Annotated in this window: 20 protein-coding genes and 1 pseudogene; 13 read left to right on the forward strand and 8 right to left on the reverse strand. The window is 69.5% G+C overall.

The features are described from left to right. The first annotated feature begins 210 nt into the window (after positions 1-210). The 3 genes from ACFV8H_RS36700 (at position 211) to ACFV8H_RS36710 (ending at position 2,275) form a co-directional block, all read left to right on the forward strand. Positions 211-351, forward strand: coding sequence for a hypothetical protein (locus tag ACFV8H_RS36700; RefSeq protein WP_157846567.1), 141 nt, complete (start codon positions 211-213; stop codon positions 349-351). Positions 352-372: 21 nt separating this feature from the next. After that, positions 373-1,908 carry a recombinase family protein gene (locus ACFV8H_RS36705; protein ID WP_380408482.1) on the forward strand — a complete coding sequence of 512 codons (1,536 nt, stop codon included), beginning with the start codon at positions 373-375 and terminating at the stop codon, positions 1,906-1,908. 118 nt (positions 1,909-2,026) lie between these two features. Beyond that, positions 2,027-2,275 carry a hypothetical protein gene (locus ACFV8H_RS36710; RefSeq protein ID WP_380408483.1) on the forward strand — a complete coding sequence of 83 codons (249 nt, stop codon included), beginning with the start codon at positions 2,027-2,029 and terminating at the stop codon, positions 2,273-2,275. Positions 2,276-2,691: 416 nt separating this feature from the next. Here the strand turns inward: ACFV8H_RS36710 and ACFV8H_RS36715 are convergent, their stop codons facing one another. Further along, positions 2,692-3,114, reverse strand: coding sequence for a hypothetical protein (locus ACFV8H_RS36715; RefSeq protein WP_380408485.1), 423 nt, complete (start codon positions 3,112-3,114; stop codon positions 2,692-2,694). 531 nt (positions 3,115-3,645) lie between these two features. Between ACFV8H_RS36715 and ACFV8H_RS36720 the strand changes: the two genes are divergently transcribed. Beyond that, positions 3,646-3,837, forward strand: a complete 192-nt coding sequence (locus ACFV8H_RS36720; RefSeq protein ID WP_380408486.1) for an HNH endonuclease — start codon at positions 3,646-3,648, stop codon at positions 3,835-3,837. Positions 3,838-3,942: 105 nt separating this feature from the next. On the opposite strand, the gene ACFV8H_RS36725 is transcribed toward ACFV8H_RS36720, so the two are convergent. The 3 genes from ACFV8H_RS36725 to ACFV8H_RS36735 form a co-directional block, all read right to left on the reverse strand. Continuing rightward, the gene (locus ACFV8H_RS36725; protein WP_380408488.1) at positions 3,943-4,620 is read right to left on the reverse strand and encodes a methyltransferase domain-containing protein; all 678 of its coding nucleotides are present in this window, start codon (positions 4,618-4,620) and stop codon (positions 3,943-3,945) included. Next, positions 4,617-4,766 (reverse strand): hypothetical protein, encoded by a 150-nt coding sequence (locus tag ACFV8H_RS36730; RefSeq protein ID WP_380408490.1) that lies wholly within the window; start codon positions 4,764-4,766, stop codon positions 4,617-4,619. The genes ACFV8H_RS36725 and ACFV8H_RS36730 overlap by 4 nt, the downstream gene beginning before the upstream one ends. A gap of 343 nt (positions 4,767-5,109) precedes the next feature. Next, positions 5,110-5,304, reverse strand: a complete 195-nt coding sequence (locus tag ACFV8H_RS36735; protein ID WP_380408492.1) for a hypothetical protein — start codon at positions 5,302-5,304, stop codon at positions 5,110-5,112. Positions 5,305-5,664: 360 nt separating this feature from the next. On the opposite strand from ACFV8H_RS36735, the pseudogene ACFV8H_RS36740 reads away from it, so the two are divergent. Together ACFV8H_RS36740 and ACFV8H_RS36745 are read left to right on the forward strand one after the other, a co-directional pair. Beyond that, positions 5,665-6,409 (forward strand): annotated as a pseudogene (locus ACFV8H_RS36740) (XRE family transcriptional regulator). A gap of 3 nt (positions 6,410-6,412) precedes the next feature. After that, the gene (locus ACFV8H_RS36745) at positions 6,413-6,883 is read left to right on the forward strand and encodes an NUDIX domain-containing protein (protein WP_380408494.1); all 471 of its coding nucleotides are present in this window, start codon (positions 6,413-6,415) and stop codon (positions 6,881-6,883) included. A gap of 51 nt (positions 6,884-6,934) precedes the next feature. Here ACFV8H_RS36745 and ACFV8H_RS36750 read toward each other — a convergent pair whose 3' ends face one another. Then, entirely contained in the window at positions 6,935-8,119 is a 1,185-nt protein-coding gene (locus ACFV8H_RS36750) for a helix-turn-helix domain-containing protein (protein WP_380408496.1), read from the reverse strand. Between the two features lie 2 nt (positions 8,120-8,121). Continuing rightward, entirely contained in the window at positions 8,122-8,928 is an 807-nt protein-coding gene (locus ACFV8H_RS36755) for a hypothetical protein (RefSeq protein WP_380408498.1), read from the reverse strand. Between the two features lie 181 nt (positions 8,929-9,109). Between ACFV8H_RS36755 and ACFV8H_RS36760 the strand changes: the two genes are divergently transcribed. Next, entirely contained in the window at positions 9,110-10,924 is a 1,815-nt protein-coding gene (locus tag ACFV8H_RS36760; protein WP_380408500.1) for an NHL domain-containing thioredoxin family protein, read from the forward strand. A gap of 59 nt (positions 10,925-10,983) precedes the next feature. Here the strand turns inward: ACFV8H_RS36760 and ACFV8H_RS36765 are convergent, their stop codons facing one another. Next, entirely contained in the window at positions 10,984-12,297 is a 1,314-nt protein-coding gene (locus ACFV8H_RS36765; RefSeq protein WP_375896757.1) for a M18 family aminopeptidase, read from the reverse strand. Positions 12,298-12,607: 310 nt separating this feature from the next. On the opposite strand from ACFV8H_RS36765, the gene ACFV8H_RS36770 reads away from it, so the two are divergent. The 3 genes from ACFV8H_RS36770 to ACFV8H_RS36780 are packed head-to-tail and all read left to right on the forward strand — an operon-like array spanning position 12,608 to position 16,107. Then, a complete protein-coding gene (locus ACFV8H_RS36770) occupies positions 12,608-14,149 on the forward strand; it encodes a peptidoglycan-binding protein (RefSeq protein ID WP_380408502.1) in 1,542 nt (513 codons plus the stop codon). Next, on the forward strand, positions 14,146-14,856 hold the full coding sequence (locus ACFV8H_RS36775) for an ABC transporter ATP-binding protein (protein ID WP_380408504.1): 711 nt from the start codon (positions 14,146-14,148) through the stop codon (positions 14,854-14,856). Before ACFV8H_RS36770 ends, ACFV8H_RS36775 begins: the two co-directional genes overlap by 4 nt. Then, positions 14,857-16,107, forward strand: a complete 1,251-nt coding sequence (locus tag ACFV8H_RS36780; RefSeq protein ID WP_380408506.1) for an ABC transporter permease — start codon at positions 14,857-14,859, stop codon at positions 16,105-16,107. It begins immediately after the preceding gene. Between the two features lie 89 nt (positions 16,108-16,196). On the opposite strand, the gene ACFV8H_RS36785 is transcribed toward ACFV8H_RS36780, so the two are convergent. Beyond that, entirely contained in the window at positions 16,197-18,026 is a 1,830-nt protein-coding gene (locus tag ACFV8H_RS36785; RefSeq protein WP_380408508.1) for an acyl-CoA dehydrogenase, read from the reverse strand. A gap of 215 nt (positions 18,027-18,241) precedes the next feature. On the opposite strand from ACFV8H_RS36785, the gene ACFV8H_RS36790 reads away from it, so the two are divergent. The 3 genes from ACFV8H_RS36790 to ACFV8H_RS36800 all read left to right on the forward strand — a co-directional run bounded on the left by ACFV8H_RS36790 (position 18,242) and on the right by ACFV8H_RS36800 (position 20,428). Beyond that, on the forward strand, positions 18,242-18,745 hold the full coding sequence (locus ACFV8H_RS36790; RefSeq protein ID WP_380408510.1) for an SseB family protein: 504 nt from the start codon (positions 18,242-18,244) through the stop codon (positions 18,743-18,745). A gap of 134 nt (positions 18,746-18,879) precedes the next feature. After that, complete coding sequence (locus tag ACFV8H_RS36795; RefSeq protein WP_375896743.1) at positions 18,880-19,839, forward strand: pirin family protein; 960 nt, start codon at positions 18,880-18,882, stop codon at positions 19,837-19,839. Between the two features lie 211 nt (positions 19,840-20,050). Then, positions 20,051-20,428, forward strand: coding sequence for a hypothetical protein (locus ACFV8H_RS36800; RefSeq protein ID WP_380408512.1), 378 nt, complete (start codon positions 20,051-20,053; stop codon positions 20,426-20,428). Positions 20,429-20,432 lie beyond the last annotated feature (4 nt).

Consider the following 20,432-nt stretch of genomic DNA (forward strand, 5'->3'; position numbering starts at 1 on the left):
GAGACAGGATTTTCAGACCGCCCACGGCGAGACCCCCCCCCGCGATGAGGGTCGGCGGTCCGAAAATCACCCAGCCGCCGGAGCACCCACCCCCGGAACCGCCCCCGGACCAACCCACCCTCCCGAAAGCCCACCCCCACACCCCAGCCCCGCGCAGCGGCCCCCACACCCCCGGAATGCCACCCACCCCCCATGGGGTTGGATACACCCATGGCATCTCGTGCACGCGTACGCGCCCCCGAACTGGTCGGAGCAGGCGGCTGGCTGAACACCGGCGGCAAGGACCTCACCCTCGCCGACTTCCGGGGCAAGATCACCGTCCTGGACTTCTGGAAGTCCTACACAATGTAGGGAACTCCAGAGGGGGCGTACGTGCACCACCACACTCTGTGTGACCTGTACCTTCGGCTGTCCTTGGACCGGGACGGCAAGACGGCGATCGAACGGCAGGAAGCCGACTGCCGGGCTTGGGCCGAGCGCAACGGGCTGACGGTCCGCAAGGTCCACATCGACCGGGGGCGTTCCGGCTTCAAGGACGTCGAGCGCAAGGGCTTCGACTCCGCCCTTGCCTCCGTGACTGCGGGCGTCGTCGGAACCCTGATCGTCTGGAAGCTCGACCGGCTGTCCCGCAAGGGCATCGGCCAGGTCGGCAAGGTCCTGGACGACATCGAGAAAGCGGGCGGCCGTCTGGTCTCCGTGGTCGACGGCCTCGACACCTCGATCGACTCGGCCCGCATGGTCGTCGCCATGCTCGCCGAACTGGCCCGCTCCGAGTCGAAGAACCTCGGCACCCGCGTGGCCCACGCGAAGCGGCACCTGCGCCGACAGGGCCAGTGGATCGGCGGACAACCGCCGTACGGCCTGCTGGTCGACCCCACCACGAAAAAGCTGACACACGACCCCGAGACGGCCGTCTACGCCCGCCTGATCGCGGATGACGCGCTGGCCGGCAAGTCCCTCGTACAGATCGCCCGGCTGCTCAACGAGTACGACATCCCCTCCGCCCGGGGCGGCCAGTGGAACGCCGCGAGCATCATGAACCTGGTCAAGTCGCCCGCCTTCGCCGGTCTCATGCCCGAGACCGAAACCATCGAAGCCGAGGACGGCAGCCGCAAGTTCACCAGCCGCGTGTTCCCCTACCGAGACCCCGAGACGCTGGACACGGTCAGCATCGGGGAGGGAATCATCACCGTCGGCGAGCGCGAGCGAATCATCCGGCAACTCGAATCCCGGACCCGTATCCACGCGGGCAAGCGGATGCCGAAGCCGAACGGCACGGCGCTGCTCACCAGCCTGGTGTTCTGCGACGTTCCCGGGTGCGGCCGCCGGATGCACAAGGTCGGCAACAGCTACCAGTGCATGGCCCGTCGAGCGGGCAACCAGTGCCCCGGAGCCAGCGCCATGGCCGACCGGGTGGACGAGTACGTGTCCGAGCGCTTCCTGTCGCTGCTGCCCGCCCTGGATTTGGACGACCCCTTGCTGGTGACGATCGCCGACCGGTGGATGAAGCGCACCGATCCCGAAACCTTCGCAAAGCGGGACGCGATCGCCTCCGAAATCACTGACCAGGAAGCCCGGTTGGCCGACCTCGAAGACGCCCGCTACGTCCGAGGCGAGTTTGACCGCCCTGGTGCCCTCGACCGCTACGACCGCCTCGCCGCCCGACTCCAGAGCCGCATCGACGGCCTACGCGCCGACCTCGCCAACATCCCACTCCCCGCCGTCGACATCACTCCACTGCTCGACAGCGAAATGCTGCACCCCGCCTGGGCCGCATCGACGCAGGACCAGAAACGGGACCGCCTGTCCCTGGCCATAGACGGCGTCTTCATCAGCAAGGGAGAACGCGGCAAGCGCTTCATCCCGGAGCAGCGAGTCCGCATCAAGTGGGCCGAGATCAAGGAATAGCCGGCCCTGTAACGTCCCTACAGCCCCGGTACGGCCCTGAGCCTGCCGGGGCTTCGTCACGCCCGCAGACGGCCGTGCAGCGGGTGCACAGCGGCGCCCCCGGGCGCATGGTCGGTACGTGGCCTCGATCGTCATCCTCTTCGAGCTGGATGCCGACCAGGATCCGCCCACCGTCGCCCTGGTGCACGCGGCCGGGGCCGACCCGGACGCCCCGGAGGACCCCCAGGACCGGACGCTCTGCGGCAGGGACACCACGTCCATGGAGCACGCCCACTACGCCCCCAGCCGGCCCGGTGAGCCCTGGTACCCGCCCGCGTACTACGACCGGCGGTGCCGGGAGCGCGAAGGCCTGTTGCGGCGGTTCTGACCGGCGTGTCGGCTGGCAATCTGGCGTGCGCATGCCACTACAGCGGCGGATCCTGGTGTTCTGGTGTTTTGATGCCTGATTCCGAAACACCATAGAGATTTCTAAAGAGAGTCGAGATCGGCCTTCAAAACAGCAGAACACCAGGAAGGGCTTGCGCTCTAGAGGGGCCAGAGCCGCAACGGCCCGGGAAACGGGGGACACGGGGGAACCCCGGGAAGTCGTTGCGCTCTAGGGAAGGTGGGAGACGGGGAGTACCGCACACCCCTCGATGGCAGGTGGTCTGAGTGCCCCGTCTCCTTTCGCCCATGCACCACGAACCCCGCGCTACCGGGGTTGCCGCCGGAGTCGTGCAGCGAAGGGGGCCGCGTTGCCCACGAGTAGCCGCAGCCGGAAGGGGTCGTTGGGCTTACGCGGTCTCAGCCTGGAGGAATCGGTACGGCATTCCAGGTTTCGAGGTCTGTGTACGGGGCTCCGATGTCGCAAGCTTGCATGAGTACGTGGCCGAAGTGCGGGCCAAAGCCCGGTTCGGCTTCTAGGCAGACCTTAAATCCAGGGAATGGAGGGAAGTTGCTAAACTCCTCCTTGCTCTGGAATACCATGCCGCCCCCAACGGCCACCGACTCGAACACGGTTTCTGGCCCGTTGCATGGGGTCATAACGACCGTAGGATGAACAGTGGTTGCATAGCTTATGCATTGACCGGTCAACTTGTTTTCGAGCTTGATGTCGCCTATATCGCCCGACACGAGCAGAGCTTTCCAGCGCTGCTGATCTTCTATGAAGGGGCCGTTCAAGCGAATGGTTCCATCGACCTGGAACGTCTCTGACAGCACATCCATGGCGCGAACAGAACCAATTTGGTCTCGCACGGTGGTTCGTAGCTGGAACCAGCCAGCTGGTGGGTAGGCGTTAGCGGACGTTGCCGTGAGAGGGATTAACCCTCCAGACAGGACCAGGGCCGTGGTCAGCCTTAGAAGCGTCCGCCGGCCAGGCATTCGCCTGCGCATCACTGTCCCCTCTCGTGAGGGTGTGGAGATGTCCATCGGGGCGGCACTGGCACAGATTGGCCGCGCTGCTCCGGCTGCCTTTGGCATAGCCGTCTTAATCACCGTATCGCCAGTCCGGCGCTGCTGCGAGAGGTGTCCCTGCTGGGGCGTGACAGGCCCACGGATCACGTGATCCGTGACTTCACGGGGGAGGGGGAGTCATGCGCACACGGTGCCTTGACTGTAGGGGGTGGGCCACCCGCAACGGCCGGTGCGACGAGCACCACCGGGCCTACGAAACCGGTCGTACGGTGCAGTCGCATCGCAAGCGGCGGGCAGCCATAGCAAGCTGGTACGGATGCGGCGGCACATCTGCGGAAGGCTGTGCGTAAGGCCGGGCACGGCGACTGCGTGGCGCGTGGTGGGCGCTTCCTGCCCAGCGGCGTGGACATCGACCACCGGCAGCCACTTGCACTCGGCGGAGAGGACATCGACGGCAACGTTCAGGTGCTCTGCAAGAGCTGCCATCGGGCCAAGACCCGACGGGACTTCGACCACCAGCGTCCGCCGTTCTGACCGCGTGCTCGTGGTGCTGGGCGGGGCGCTCCGGAAGTTCACGGCCTGACCGCTCAGCGATCCCGGCCCCAGCTCGAAACACGCACCCTGGGTGTAACGCCGTTTTCAGGCCCCCAGTCGGGCAACTCGGCCTAGAAGAAGGGAAGTTCCGGCCGGAAGGCCAGGGCTCGACTGTTCCAGCCATGCGCGAGGGATCTCCAACAGCGAGCACGTTGCAATGATCCGGTCGTAGGGAGCGCCGTCCGGCCAGCCCCGCCGTCCGTCGCCCTCGACCACGGTCGGCGCGATTCCGGCCAGGTCCAGGTTCGCGCGGGCGCCTCGGGCGACATCCGGGTCGAACTCGATCGTCACGACGTTCGGGTTGCCCAGGCGGTGGGCCAGAAGGCCCGCGTTCCACCCCGTACCGGCACCAACCTCCAGCGCCCTGTCTCCCGGACGAACATCGAGGTCCTGGAGCATCGAAAAGATCATGGTGGGCATGGAGTTGGACGAACTAGGGGTCGTGCCAAGTCCGTCCCCATGGTGGTCTCCGTCGTCCCACTGCGTGGTCAACGGGATGTCGGAGTAGACCGCGCTCCGCCATGCCTCGGGGTCCTGCGACCGGTACACCACGGGGTTCTGTTCGGTGCCGTCCGCGATGCCCGGCCAGATGCGGTCCGGAACGAACAGCTCACGGGGTACGGCCTTGAAGGAGGGGAGCCAGTCCGTAGAGAGTGCGCCGCTGGCCATCAGCGCGGAGGCGAGCCCCTGGGGGCCCGCCTCCTTGTGCGTTTCGCCCGTCACTTGCCGCAGCCACCCGCCGGGGACGAGCCGTCGGACGTGTTGCCGCCCTCGTCGGACCCGCCGCCGCCGTGCCCGGCGCCCTTGTTGCTGTCGTCCTGCTGCCCGCCGCCCTTGCCGTCGCCGTTCCCGCCGCCGCGCTTGCCCATGGTCTTCCCCTCTCTGTCGGTCAGGCTGAGGCGTTCCTCTGCCTGTCGTGCACCTTGCTGCCCGTACCGGCCGGGTCCTTCCCCAGACGGACGGCACGGGGGTCTGTGAGGCGCTCAGCGCCACGGGTGGTTCGCCTCGCGCAGCCGGGCCAGAAGCTCAGTGCGCCGGTCGCGCTGCTCGGCCGTCAACGAAGCCTCGCTGAACTCCTCCGGGGTGAGAACCGGCCGGTGCTCGACGGGGTTCTGAGGGGGCCACGAGCGGGCCTTCATCCACCTGAACGGGTCCACAGGCTCAGCGGCCCCGTTGGGGCGCTTCATTGAGTCCTGCGGGACCTCCAGGGACTCATCCGTCATCGCGCACCGCCAGGCACTCTCCGTCGTCCGCGTGCTGGTCACGCCACTTGGCGACCTTGCGCAGGATCGTCGGGTTGTCCGGGTACTGCGCGGCCATGCCGTCGAAGAGTTCACATCCGGGGCACTGGCCGGCGTCCGCGGCGCTCTCAGCCGTGAGCGGCAGAATGCGGCCGACCAGATTCATTCGGCTATGCCCCGCCACAGGACGACCCCGCATTCCCCGTGTCGGGACACAGATCCGCGCCACAGGCACAGGCAGGCCACTCGCGAGAAATCCCCTGCGCAACCACACGCCCCGACACCTCGGCGTCGTAGTCGTCGAGGGGATTGAAGGAGGCCACTGACACGCGACGTGCCGCCTTGTGCTCGGAGAACGTCCGCGTGTCTCTGTCGTCCACCATCGTTTACCTCCTCCCGGCGAGTTCTCACAAAGATCCGGCAGCGCCCCGGGACGGTGAAACCTCGCTCAAAGGACACTTGAGAACGTCCCTCGCGCGGTACAACGTCCCTACAAGAGTCCGGACTTTGCGGGGAGACACGCGAGATGCCGAACGAGAGGCTGAAAGCCGTTATGGCGTCAGGCGGTTGGACGTGCGCCGCCCTGGCGGACAAAGCCGGCGTCGACGCCAAGTCGGTTGAACGTTGGGCCAATCAGAATCGGACGCCTCGTATGGGGACGGCCCGTGTGGCTGCCGAAGCGCTGGGAGAAGACATGTTCGCACTGTGGCCGAGCCTGCGGCAGCCACGTGCCGCGCGGACGATAAGCCCCCGAGCTGGTGGCCCTTTACGAGCAGCGGGCCGACCTACCGGTGTCCGTCATCGTAGGCTTGCTGGAGAAGGCCACCGAACACATCGACGTGCTGGTCTACGCCGCCGTTTTCCTCCACGAGGCCTACCCGCGGCTCAACGATCTCCTCCGGGAGCGCGCCGCCGAGGGCTGCACGGTCCGGATCGCCATCGGCGACCCCGACAGCGAGAACGTGAGGCAGCGCGGGGAGGAGGAGAAGTTCGGCCACGGCATCGAGTCCCGGTGCAGGCTCGCCCTCATGCACTACCGGCCGCTTGTCGGCACGCCCGGCATCGAGATCCGCACGCACGGGACAACGCTCTACAACAGCCTCTACCGGGCCGACGACCAGTTGCTGGCGAACGCCCACGTGTGGGGTGTGAACGCCTTCGGAGCGCCGGTCTGGCACCTTCGCCGGACAGGTGCGGGAACGCTCTTCGACACCTACGCTTCGAGCTTCGATGCGGTGTGGAGCACCGCCCGACCGGTCGAGGAGAGCTGATCCGTGGCACGGACCGAGTACTACGACGATCCTGACGCCCCCAAGCCCAACCGCCTTGTGGTCGCCGCCTCCGCCGTCGTGACGGACGAGGCAGGGCGCATCCTGCTCCAGCGGCGGGTCGACAACGGCCTGTACGCCCTGCCCGGCGGGACGATGGATCTCGGCGAGTCCCTTCCTGGCACGGCCGTGCGGGAGGTCTTCGAGGAGACCGGCCTGGAAGTCGAGATCACCGGCCTGGTCGGCACGTACACCGACCCGCGCCACGTCATCGCCTACTCGGACGGCGAAGTGAGGCAGCAGTTCAACATCTGCTTCACCGCCCGGGTAACCGGCGGCACGCTGCGCATCTCCGACGAGTCCACCGACCTCCGCTTCGCCTTCCCCGAGGAGATCGCCGACCTGCCGATGCACCACACCCAGCACCTACGGCTCCAGCACTTCCTGGAACAGCGGATTTCTCCCTACCTCGGCTAGACCGGAAGCCCTAGAAATCAGCTCTCCGGAGATAAGGCCGCGCAGCACGATTCACCTGGGCTCTCCGCGAGACAGAATGGAGACCACTCCGCTTGGAAGAGAGTCACCCTCCGGAGCACCTGCGGACGCACCGCTCACTGAATTCCGGGGCGTTCGCGATGCAATCGTCTCAAATAGAGAGACTGGCACTCGGGCCTCATAGGCCAATCCGTCCAGATCTGCGCCGTCTTCCTCTAGCAGCCCCACGGCCTGAGCCAGTAGAGACGGCTGCTCAACCGCCGGCATGACGCCCGGCTCCTGCCTACGCCACCCTTTCGCAGACAAGAAGGAGACAGCGTTCCTGTATGTAACCTCCCCCATTACCCCCAACCGACGAGCACGATAAAGGAGTGCTTGGAGACTTACCCCCCAGGTTTGCTTGATCTGAGCAAGCCGGGCCCAGTCCGCTGACGACGGAAGCAAGTCTTTCATCTCGTCGGCAGGCATCAGGAGTTCGGCAGCAAAGTTATGCGCCTGATCTTCAACCTTACGGCCGCCAGGCTCCGAGTCCGCATGCATGACCAGGTGACCGATTTCATGCGCTACATCAAATCGCTGCCTAAAGTAATCTCGCTTCGTCGGGTTCAGCACAATGACCGGCCGAACCCTACTGTCAAATGAATAGGCGTCCACCGAAGAAGCTTGCGGCGGACTGAAAACGATAAGAATTCCGTGGTTCTCCGCAATGCGGACTAGATGACCAACAGGCCCGTCCGGGAGATTCCAGAGCTTTCGCAGTTCCCGAGCGGCTCTTTCCGGGGATTCCTCCAACTCCGATTCAACATCAACCGGCACACTGGGAAGGTCCACCTCGGGAAATTCGATATGCCGCTCAAGCGAGGCGGCCGCGTCGATTGTAGCCAAGCCGTAGGCCGTAGCTTGGTCACGAGAGATCTGCGTGGTTGATCTAAGCGACCGAAAATGAGGCGTGCGGTCAGAGAAATCAATCTCCCCAGGACCTGACAAGAAGAACGTCGGGTCCACGCTCAAAGAGAGACACAGCTGAGCCACTGTTGCTGCCGCCGGGCGCTTACTTCCATTCTCGTATGAAGCTACAGCCGTCGGCGTTTTACCGATCATTGCGGCGAGAGCGTTCTTACGGAGGCCCGCCAATTGACGGGCCAACCGAAGACGCCTGCCGTCAAACAGGCGCGCTACATCACCGACCTGAGGTGCCGGACGGTGAACGGTGTGCATGTCTATCCAATCGTTTCTCGGGTAGGCGCTTCCATCGGCTGAACACGCCGACGAACAGGCGCATCGGGCACAACATGAGGAGTGGGTGCCAGGGGTACCGGCTGCGTCGTGACGGGAGCATAGCCACCGAAGCCAGGAGCACTCTTCAGCAGGTCATACTTCCACCACCAGGCCGCTCCCCCGCCCTTGTTCATTCGTGGACGTCCGATGAAGAACTCGCGAACGCGAAACTCCGGGTGGACGCTGTGCGCAACCACGAGGGTTCTGGCTACCAAAGCCTCCACATCCAGCTCCGGAACCTCCGGCTGAAGCGAGACGTCCCCGAACATCTCAATCTCCTCGAAGGGCAGCATCGGAACGTCAGGACTCTGCTGGGCAGCAACCTTGCGCTTGGTCGGACTCTTCTGCTGCCAATGAATCTTGTCCACAGTCCCATGCGGATACGAAGTCAGCAGCCATCGCCACTCGCCCGACTGCCAACCCGGAGATCCGTTCAGGTCGGAGACCGATGCCACCCCAGCCGAGATCCTGGGCATCGAAAGGTAGCTGTCGCCCAGTCCGCTCGCCACGACATCCATACCCGCGTCGGCCTCACCCGCACCGACAACGTAGGGGCCGCACGAGAAGACTCGGTGGAGGCGGTCCAGCAGGAGCTTGTGGGCCGTGTACCCGATCCACCCCTGATCATGGCCCGTCGCGGGGTCATAGTCCTCCAGCAGTCGGCCGTACGCGGACTCGCCGGCCCAACGAATCGCGTCGAGGGCACCAGCGCCCTCAAGATCGCCAATGGCGTCCTCTTCCTCGCTCATGAGTCAGAGCATACTCCAATCCAGTAACTCGCGCGTGAAACTGAACCATGTGTCGCCCATGCCGCCCCCCGATGAACTTGAGGCCTAATCGAACATCGATCGAACACTACAGCGGTGGACTGACGCACGACCACTACCCAGACGTGAAATGCGGCAGCACCCTCTGCGGTTAGATGAGGGCATGGCTTCTCGTGCACGTGTCCGCGCCCCCGAGCTGGTCGGCGCCGGTGGATGGCTCAACACAGGCGGCAAGGAACTCAAGCTTGCCGACCTGCGAGGTAAGTGTGTCGTACTAGACTTCTGGACCTTCTGCTGCATCAACTGTCTGCACGTCCTGGACGAGCTCCGCGAGCTGGAGGAGCGGCACCGCGACACCGTGGTGATCGTCGGGGTGCACTCGCCCAAGTTCGTGCACGAGGCCGACCACCAGGCCGTGGTGGACGCCGTCGCCCGGTACGAGGTGCACCACCCGGTGCTGGACGACCCGGAGCTGGCGACCTGGAAGCAGTACGCCGTCCGCGCCTGGCCGACGCTCGTGGTGATCGACCCCGAGGGCTACGTGGTGGCCCAGCACGCCGGTGAGGGCCACGCGCACGCGATCGCCCGGCTGGTGGCCGAGCTGGAGGCGGAGCACGAGGCCAAGGGCACGCTGCGCCGCGGCGACGGCCCGTACGTGCCGCCGGAGCCGAGCAGCGAGGACCTCAAGTTCCCCGGCAAGGCGGTGCGGCTGCCGAACGGCCACTTCCTGGTGGCCGACTCCGGCCACCACTCGCTGGTCGAGCTGGCCGAGGACGGCGAGACGGTGGTGCGCCGGATCGGTGACGGGCAGCGCGGCCTGGTGGACGGCACCAGCCCCCGGTTCAGCGAGCCCCAGGGCCTCGCGCTGCTCCCCGAAGGCAGCCCGTACGACGTCGTCGTCGCGGACACCGTGAACCACGCGCTGCGCGGGGTGCGGCTGGCCGACGGCAGCGTGACCACCCTGGCGGGCACCGGCCGCCAGTGGTGGCAGGGCACGCCGACCGAGGGCCCGGCCCGCGAGGTGGACCTCTCCTCGCCGTGGGACGTCGCCTGGTTCGACGGCCGGGTGTGGATCGCGATGGCGGGCGTGCACCAGCTGTGGGCGTACGACCCGGCGGCCGGCACGGTCGCCGTGGCGGCCGGCACCACCAACGAGGGCCTGGTGGACGGCCCGGTCGCGGAGGCCTGGTTCGCCCAGCCGTCCGGCCTCGCGGTCTCCGCGGACGGCGGGCGGCTCTGGGTCGCCGACTCGGAGACCTCCGCGCTGCGCTTCGTTTCACGTGAAACGGGGACGGTCGAAACGGCCGTCGGGACCGGGCTGTTCGACTTCGGCCACCGGGACGGCGCCGCCGACCAGGCCCTGTTCCAGCACCCGCTGGGCGTCACCGTGCTGCCGGACGGCTCGGTGGCCGTCAGCGACACCTACAACCACGCGCTGCGCCGCTTCGACCCGGCGAGCGGCGAGGTCACCACGCTGGCCACCGACCTGCGCGAGCCCTCCGGGGCGGTGCTGGTCGACGGCGACATCGTGGTCATCGAGTCGGCCCGGCACCGGCTGACCCGGCTGCGGCTGCCGGAGGAGGCGGTGCGGGTGGAGTCGGTGGCGCACCGCACCCAGCGCGCGGCCACCGAGGTCGCCCCGGGCGCCCTGCGGCTGGACGTGGTGTTCGAGGCCCCGAGCGGCCAGAAGCTGGACGAGCGCTACGGCCCGTCCACCCGGCTGCTGGTCAGCTCGACCCCGCCCGAGCTGCTGGTCTCCGGTGCGGGCGCGGACTCCGCCCTCTCCCGCGAGCTGGTGCTCTCCGCCGAGGTGACCGAGGGCGTGCTGCACGTCTCGGCGATGGCCGCCTCCTGCGACGACGACCCGGAGATCGAGTACCCGGCCTGCCACGTGCACCAGCAGGACTGGGGCGTGCCGGTGAAGCTGGTCGCCGACGGCGTGCGCCGCCTCCCGCTGGTCCTGGCGGGCATGGAGTAACCGGGCAAGACGCGAAGGGGCCCGCCGGCGGACCGGCGGGCCCCTTCGCGGCTACGTGCTCAGCCCTCCAGGAAGGCCTTGATCGCGCTGGCCAGCAGGTACGGGTCCTCGGCCCCGCACAGCTCGCGCGCGGAGTGCATCGACAGCGCCGCGATGCCGCAGTCCACCGTCTTGATGCCCAGCCGCGCCGCGGTGATCGGACCGATCGTCGTCCCGCAGGGCATCGCGTTGTTGGACACGAAGCTCTGCCACGGCACGCCGGCCTTCTCGCAGGCGGCCGCGAACACCGCCCGGCCGACCCCGTCGGTCGCGTAGCGGTTGTTGACGTTGACCTTGAGGATCGGCCCGTTGTTCGGCAGCGGGTGGTGGCCCGGCTCGTGCCGCTCGGAGTAGTTCGGGTGGACGGCGTGGCCCATGTCCGAGGACAGGCAGACGGTGCCGGCCAGCGCGCGGGCGCGGTCCTCCGGGGAGCCGCCGCGGGCGTACACCGTCCGGTCCAGCACGTTGCCGAGCAGCGGGCTCTGCGCGCCGGTGTCCGACTCGCTGCCGGTCTCCTCGTGGTCGAAGGCGGCCAGCACCGGGATGTACGGCAGCTCCACCTCGCCCCCGGCGGCGGCGACGGCCACGGCGGCCAGCGCGGCGGTGGCCGCGTGCACCGAGAGCAGGTTGTCCAGCCGCGGGCCGGCCAGCAGCTCGCGGTCACGGCCCAGGTACGAGGCGGGCTGGACGTCGTGAGTCATCAGGTCCCAGCCGGCCACCTCCTCGGCGGCCAGCCCGGCCCGCTCGGCGACGTAGCCGATCAGCGAGCCCTCGTCGACCGGGCCGAGGCCCCAGATCGGGGTGACGTGCCGCTGCCGGTCCAGCTTCATGCCGTCGTTGACCTGGCGGTCCAGGTGGATGGCGAGCTGGGGCACGCGCAGCAGCGGCTCGTCCAACTGGACGAGCCGCGCGCTGCCGTCCTTCAACGCGAGTCTGCCGGACAGGCCGAGGTCACGGTCCAGCCAGGTGTTCAGCGGCACCCCGCCGTAGATCTCCACCGCGACCTGCCGCCACCCGGCGGAGCCGGTGTCGGGGACCGGCTTCACGCGCAGGTTGGGCGAGTCGGTGTGGGTGCCGACGATCCGGAACGGCGTCTCCGGCCCCGCCCCCTCCGGCAGGTACCAGGCGATCAGCGCACCACCGCGGATCAGGTAGCGCCCGCCGGCCGCCGCGTCCCAGGCGTCCGCTTCCGCGACCTGACGGAACCCCGCCTTCTCCAGGCGCTCGGCGGCGCTCGCGACCGCGTGGTACGGGGACGGCGAGGTGCCGAGGAACGCGATCAGATCGTCGGTGTGCGTCCGGTCGAAGAAGGCCCGGCGGGCGGCGGTCGACATACTGCTCCAGGGTCGAGGGAGGGCCGAAGCCGGATGGGGGATCGGCTTCGCACCTTGAGCATATGCCCGTACACGGACATGGCATTCGGGACCGGGCAACGGTTTCGGAACACCGGCGCGATCCCGAACCCGCCTCCCACCGGCCCTTCTTCACGCCCTGGTCCGACCCGGTCGCACACCGTCAGCGGAGCACGGACCGCGGCCGCGCCGCACGGCCCTGCCGCGCACCGAAAAGCCGGGAACCCCCACCCGCGCCCGACCGCCGGGTGATAACACTCGTCGCAGTGAAGTCCTCGGGGAGAGGGATGAGTTGACCACGACGACGAAGACCGCCGACGGCACCGCCGACCCGCCGCCTCCCCCGCCCGCCCCGTCGCGGGCCGCGCGGCGGCGGCGGGCGCTGCTGGGGGTGGCGCTGGCCGCCGCGCTGGTGGCGGTGGGCGGGGTGGGGGCGGCGGCGCTGGTGAAGTCCCCGGCGGAGCGGGCCGCGCGGACCGCTCCGCCGCCGAACAGCCTGCTGACCGCGCCGGTGGTCAGCCGGGTGCTGACGCCCTCGACGGTCGCCCGCGCGGTGGTGTACCCGCCCGCGCAGTACGACGTGGTCCCGACCGCGGCCTCGACCGAGGTGACCGGCCTGTTCGTCTCGAAGCTGGGCGTGCGCCAGGGGGACCTGGCGGTGGCCGGGAGGCTGCTCGCCGAGGTGTCCGGGCAGCCGCTGTTCGCCCTGCCCGGGCCGGTGCCCGCGTACCGCGACCTCAAGCCGGGCAGCACCGGCCCCGACGTGGCCGAACTCCAGTCCGCACTGGCCGGGTTGGGGCACGGGAGCGGCGAGGACGACCAGGGCTCGTACGGGCCCGGCACCGCCGCCGCGGTGACGGGGTTCTACCGCGCGCTCGGCTACCCGGTGCCGACCACCGGCGCCACCACCCAGCAGGCCGTGGACACCGCGCGGAAGGCGGTCGACACCGACCGGCAGACGGTGGACGGCCTCACCGCGCAGAAGCAGAAGGAGGCGGGCGCCACCGCACCGCCCCCGACCCCGCCCCCGACCCAGCAGCCCCAGCAGCCCCGGCCCTCCACCGGCGACCTCGACCGGCAACTCGCCAACGCCAGGAAGCAGTTGGCGGACGACCGGGCCGCCCTCGGCAAGGCCGAGGCCGTCAACGGCCCGATGGTCCCGGCCGCCCACGTGCTGTTCCTGCCCGCCCTCCCGGCCACCGTCACCGCCGTCAACGGCGCGGTCGGCTCGCCGGTCTCCGGCGCCCTGCTGTCGCTCACCAGCGGTGGCCTGGCCGTCACCGGCCAGCTGACCCCGGCCCAGGCGGCCGGCGTCCAGCCGGGCATGGCCGTCGAGCTGCTCGCCGAGGACTCCGGCACCACCGCCCCCGGCACCGTCGCCCAGGTCGGCGCCCCGACCACCGCTGCCCCGGCCGGCAAGGTGATCACCCTGGGCGGCTCGGGCGCGCCGGGGGGCTCCAACCCCGCCCAGCCCGGCCCCGCCCAGCCCGGCGCCGCGGGCCCGGCCGCCGGAGCGCCCAACAGCCAGCCGGGCGGCCAGAGTTACGTACCGGTCACGATCACCCCGGACGCCCCGCTGCCCGCCGCCCTGAACGGCAGGAACGTCCGCCTCACCGTCCTGAGGGCCAGGGCCGGCGCCCCCGTCACGGCCGTCCCGGTCGCCGCGATCTCCACCGACGCGGCGGGCCGGACCTCCGTCACCCGGGTGGATCCCGCCGGGAACCGCAGCACCGTCCCGGTCGCCACCGGCGTCACCGCGGACGGCCTGGTGGCCGTCACCCCCGCCGAGGGCGCCCGGCTGCGCGACGGCGACCAGGTGGTGGTCGGCAAGTGACCCCGCCGGCGACGGACTCCCCCGCCGCACCGCCCGTCATCGCCCTGCACGGCGTCGGCCGCACCCACCCCGGCCGCCCGCCCGTCGTCGCCCTGCACCCCACCGACCTGACCGTCCACCGCGGCGAGTACCTGGCCGTCACCGGCCCGTCCGGCTCCGGCAAGTCCACCCTGCTGCACCTGCTCGGCCTGCTCGACACCCCCACCGGCGGCCGCTACGAGCTGGACGGCATCGACACCGCCGGCCTGCGCGACCGGGACCGCTCGGCCCTGCGCGGGCACCGGATCGGCTTCGTCTTCCAGTCCTTCCACCTGCTCCCGCACCGCACCGCCGAGGAGAACGTCCTCCTCGCCCAGGTCTACAACCGCACCCCGCGCCGCGCCCGCCGCGCCGCCGCGCTGGCGGCGCTGCGCCTGGTCGGCCTCGGCCACCGCACGGACGCGCTGCCCGGCACCCTGTCCGGCGGCGAGCGCCAGCGGGTGGCGATCGCCCGCGCCCTGGTGAACCGGCCCAGCCTGCTGCTGTGCGACGAGCCGACCGGCAACCTGGACCCGGCCAACGCCGCGGCGGTGCTGGACCGGTTCGACGCCCTGCACGCCGAGGGCTTCACCCTGCTGGTGATCACCCACGACCCCGCCGTGGCCGCCCGCGCCGACCGCCGGCTCCTGCTCCGCGACGGCCGCCTGACCGTGCCCGAGGTGGTCTGAATGGCCCGCCCCACGCCTCCCGGACCGTCCTCCCGCCTCAGCCCCCGCGACCTGCTCTCCGAGGCGCTCTCCGGCCTCCTGCAACGCCCCGGCCGCTCGGCGCTGACCCTGCTCGGCACCGTGCTGGGCATCGGCGCCTTCGTCGCCGTCCTGGGCCTGACCGCGACCGCCACCGGCCGGATCGACGAGCGGTTCAGCCTGACCAGGGCCACCACCGTCACCGTCACCGACCTGCCGCGCACCGACGGCGTCGCCCCCGGCACCAACCCGCCGAGCGACTTCCCCGCCGACGCCGACCGCCGGATCGCCGCGATCGACGGCGTCCGGGCCGGCGGCGTCTGGTGGCCGGTGCCCGGCACCCCGACGCTCTCCCGCCGCCCGGACGGCCCCGACGAGGGCGCCGGACTGTCCGTCCTGGCCGCCACCCCGGGCGCGGTCGCCGCGATGGAGCCGACCCTGACCGCCGGGGTCACCCTGGACGCGTTCGTCCAGGACACCGCACAGCCGGTGGTGCTGCTCAGCGAGGCCGCCGCCGCACGCCTCGGGGTGAGCCGCCTGGACGCCCAGCCGGCGGTCTTCATCGACCGCCTCCCGTACACCGTCGTCGGCGTCTACGCGGACGTCCGGCGCGGGCCCGGCGCCCTGCTGGGCCTGATCGTCCCGGCCGGCACGGCCTTGGAGCACTTCGGGAACCCGGCCCCGCAGCCGGACCGCGGCGCCCAGGGCCTGGTCGCCACCCGGATCGGCGCGGCGCCCGTGGTGGCGGCCCAACTCCCGCTCGCCCTGCGGCCGGACGCCCCGACCGCGTTCACCGCCGTCCCGCCGCCGGACCCGCACGGCCTCCAGGACACGGTGGCCTCCGACCTGACCGGCCTGTTCCTGGCCCTGGCCGGGATCTGCCTGCTGGTCGGCGCCGTCGGCATCGCCAACACCACGCTGGTCGCCGTCCTGGAACGGACCGCGGAGATCGGCCTGCGCCGCTCGCTGGGCGCCCGCACCGGCCACATCGCGGCCCAGTTCCTCACCGAGTCGACGGCCCTGGGCACCCTCGGCGGCCTGATCGGCACCGGCCTCGGCGTGGTCACGGTGGTCGGCGTGGCCGCCGCCCGGGACTGGACCGCCGTCCTCCAGCCCGCCAGCACCCTGCCCGCCCCCCTGATCGGCACCGCCGTCGGCCTCCTCGCCGGCCTCTACCCGGCCCTGCGCGCGGCCCGCACCGACCCCCTCCAGGCCCTGCACGGCGGCACCTAGAGGTGCGACAACGCCGAAGGGCCCGGTGGCAGCCGGGCCCTTCGGTGTGAGGGTGTCGTCAGGCGGTTCAGAAGAGGAGGGCGCAGGCCTTAGAAGGCCTCCTCCGCCAGCTCCATGATCTCGTTGTCGATGCCCTCGGCGATCGCCCGCTGCGGGGCGATGGTCGGGAGGACGTTCTTGGCGAAGAAGCGGGCGGCCGCGACCTTGCCCTGGTAGAACGGCACGTCCTTCTCGGAGGCGCCGGCCTCCAGCTTGGCCAGGGCCACCGCGGCCTGGCGCAGCAGCAGCCAGCCGACCACGACGTCGCCGGAGACCATCAGCAGGCGGGTGGTGTTGAGGCCCACCTTGTACATGTTCTTGACGTCCTGCTCGACCGAGGTCAGGTCGGCGATGAGCTTGCCGACGATGGCCTCCAGGTCGCCGGCGGCCTTGGCGAGCAGCTCGCGCTCGGCGGCCAGGGCGTCGCCGCCCTCGGCGGAGCCGAGGAACTTCTGGATCTGCTCGTTGAGGGCGGTGAGCGCCTGGCCACCGTCCTTGACGATCTTGCGGAAGAAGAAGTCCTGGCCCTGGATGGCGGTGGTGCCCTCGTACAGGGTGTCGATCTTGGCGTCGCGGATGTACTGCTCGATCGGGTACTCCTGCAGGTAGCCGGAGCCACCGAAGGTCTGCAGGGACTGGGCGAGCTGCTCGTAGGACTTCTCCGAGCCGTAGCCCTTGACGATCGGGAGCAGGAAGTCGTTGAGGCGCTCGGCGGCCTCGTCCTTCTCGCCGCGCAGCTTGGCGGCCATCATGTCGTCCTGGACGGACGCGGTGAACAGGACCAGCGCGCGCATGCCCTCGGCGTAGGCCTTCTGGGTCAGCAGCGAGCGGCGCACGTCCGGGTGGTGGGTGATGGTGACGCGCGGGGCGGTCTTGTCCAGGAACTGGGAGATGTCGGCACCCTGCACGCGCTCCTTGGCGTACTCCAGGGCGTTCAGGTAGCCGGTGGAGAGGGTGGCGATGGCCTTCGTGCCGACCATCATCCGGGCGAACTCGATGATCTTGAACATCTGGCGGATGCCGTCGACCTTCTCGCCCAGCAGCCAGCCCTTGGCCGGGTGCTTGGCACCGAAGGTCATCTCGCAGGTGTTCGAGGCCTTGAGGCCCATCTTGTGCTCGACGTTGGTGGCGTAGACGCCGTTGCGCTCGCCCAGCTCGCCGGTCTCCCAGTCGAAGTCGAACTTGGGGACGATGAACAGACCGAGGCCCTTGGTGCCCGGCTTGCCGCCCTCGGGGCGGGCCAGCACCATGTGGATGATGTTCTCGGACATGTCGTGCTCGCCCGAGGTGATGAAGCGCTTGACGCCCTCGATGTGCCAGGAGCCGTCCTCCTGCTGGATCGCCTTGGTGCGGCCGGCGCCCACGTCGGAGCCCGCGTCGGGCTCGGTGAGGACCATGGTGGAGCCCCACAGGCGGTCGGTCATCCGCTTGGCGACCTCGAGCTGCTCCTCGGTGCCCTCCTCGGCGATGACGCCGGCGAAGGCCGGGCCGGAGGAGTACATCCAGATGGCGGGGTTGGAGCCCAGGATCTGCTCGGCGAAGGCCCAGATCAGCGAGTTCGGGGTGACCTGGCCGCCGATGGACTCCGGGATGCCCAGGCGCCACCACTCGGCGTCCATGAAGGTCTGGTAGCTCTTCTTGAACGTGGCCGGGACCGGGGCGGTGTTGGTCTCCGGGTCGAAGACCGGCGGGTTGCGGTCGGCGTCGACGAAGGACGCGGCGAGGTCGTTCTCGGCGAGGCGGGCGATCTCGCTGAGGATGTTCTTCGCGGTCTCGACGTCCATGTCCGCGAACGGCCCGGTGCCGTACACCTGGTCGCGACCGAACACCTCGAAGAGGTTGAACTCCACGTCCCGCAGGTTGGACTTGTAGTGACCCATGGCCGTTTTCTCCGGTTCGTCGCTTCCGGGAGACCGCCGCGTTTCGGGCGCCCCGTACCCACCAGTAGGCATCATGATGCTACCCAGCGGTAACTTGGGCAAGCCCCCGGCGGTGAATCCGGTATGAACGTGGTCACGTCCCACAAGCCGGGGCGACCACTCCTTGTCAGGATCGACGCCAGCGCGGGCGGGTGCGCTCCCGCTAGCCTGTCCGTGTGTACGGATATGACCAGAACGCATACCCGGGTGACCCCTACCAGCAGCAGGCGGGTCCGCAGCCGGGCATGAACGGCATGCCCGGACCGGACGCGTACGGCGCCCAGGGGCAGGCGCCCCAGCAGTCGCTGTACCCCGAGCCCTCCCCGCCGTCCCTGGCGGACGCGGTGCGCGCCTTCACCACGGGCTCGATGGCGGTCGAGGACTTCCAGGCCATCTTCATCACCTCGAAGGTGCACTGCCCGCGCGGCGAGCGCCCCGGCTTCCTGGCGCTGCACAACACCCCGACGCCGGTGATCCCGATGTTCAGCTCGCTCAAGGAGCTGCGCCGCTACGCGGGCAAGGACTCCAAGCACTTCACCGTCACCGGCGCCGAGGTGCTGGACCTGCTGCCGACCGGCTACGGCTTCGCGCTGGACATGGAGGGCGAGCACCGGATGGTGTTCGACGCCAAGGCCGTGGAGCAGATGGTCGACTTCACCATGCGCCGGATGTACGGCTGACGGACGGCCCACCCCGGGAGAGGAGCCCCGCGCTCCTTCGTCACCACATAGTTCAACTTTCAACTTGCTTGTTGTTGAGGATTGAACTATTCTCGTGGACGTAGGCCAGAGAACCCCCCTCGAAGGAGGCCGACATGCCCGCCGTGACCGTCGACAACCCGCTGACCCTCCCGCGCGTCACCACGCCGGACCAGACCGTCGCCACCCCGCGGCCGGTGCTCACCGTCGCCACCGCCCCCGAGGGCTTCGAGGGCGAGGGCTTCCCGGTCCGCCGCGCCTTCGCCAAGATCAACCAGAAGTACCTCGACCCGTTCATCATGATGGACCAGATGGGCGAGGTGGACTACGCGGCCGGCGAGCCGAAGGGGACCCCCTGGCACCCGCACCGCGGCTTCGAGACCGTCACCTACATCATTGACGGAACGTTCATCCACCGGGACTCGCACGGCGGTGGCGGCACGATCACCGACGGCGACACCCAGTGGATGACCGCCGGCTCCGGCCTCCTGCACATCGAGACCCCGCCGGAGTCCCTGGTGCGGTCCGGCGGCCTCTTCCACGGCCTCCAGCTCTGGGTGAACCTGCCCGCCTCGGACAAGATGATCACCCCGAAGTACCAGGACATCCGCGGCGGCAGCGTCAAGCTGCTCGGCTCCGAGGACGGCGGCGCGCTGCTCCGGGTGATCGCCGGCGAGCTGGACGGCCACCAGGGCCCGGGCACCACCTTCACCCCGATCACCATGATCCACGCGTCGGTCAACCCCGGCGCCCAGGTCACCCTGCCCTGGCGCGCCGACTTCAACGCCCTCGCCTACGGCCTCGCGGGCAACGGTTCGGCCGGTGCCGAGCGCCGTCCCTTCCACCGGGGCCAGGCCGTCGTCTTCGGCGACGGCGACTCGATCACCATCCGCGCCGACGAGAAGCAGGACTCCCGCGACAACAACTTCGAGGTGGTCCTACTCGGCGGCCTCCCGATCCGCGAGCCCGTCGCCCACTACGGCCCGTTCGTGATGAACAGCCACCGCGAGCTCCAGCAGGCCATGGAGGACTTCCAGGCCGGCCGCCTCGGCACCATCCCCACCGACGCCCACTGACGCCCACGGACACCCACTGACGTCGGCACACCCGAAGGGCCCGGACCGCAACGGTCCGGGCCCTTCGCCATGTTCGCACCGGAAGCCTCCGGAGTCCCATCCTCCCCTTGTCGCACGGGTGTTGACACCTGCTCCGAGCGTCTCCCCATAATGTCGATTGGTCTGAACCATTGGCCAAATTGGTCGAGACCACAACGGGAGGAACCCCACCATGCGCCGTGCCGTCCGGCGGCTCGCCGTACTCGCCGTACTCGCCTCGACACCGCTGATCGCCCTGACCGGTGCCACCGCGGCCGAGGCCCGGCCGACCATCGACACCAGCTCGTACTCCGTCTACGACGGGACGGGCACCTGCTCGATCAACGTGCACTTCTACTACAGCTCGCACTGGTACGTGCAGTACGACCTGATCAACCACGGCAACGGCACCCAGGGCTGCGAAGCCGGCGCGTACACCAGCGACCAGGGCTGGGTCGGCCAGATCACCGGCGGCAGCTTCTCCACCAGCGACGACCCCTCCCGCTACGTGCGGCCGTGGGTGCAGAAGGTCGGCGACTCGTCCAGCTTCCGCTGGGGCCAGAACCGCTGACCCG

Origin of the sequence: Kitasatospora sp. NPDC059827, assembly GCF_042731675.1 — a bacterium.
In the GTDB taxonomy this organism is placed as follows: Bacteria; Actinomycetota; Actinomycetes; order Streptomycetales; family Streptomycetaceae; genus Kitasatospora.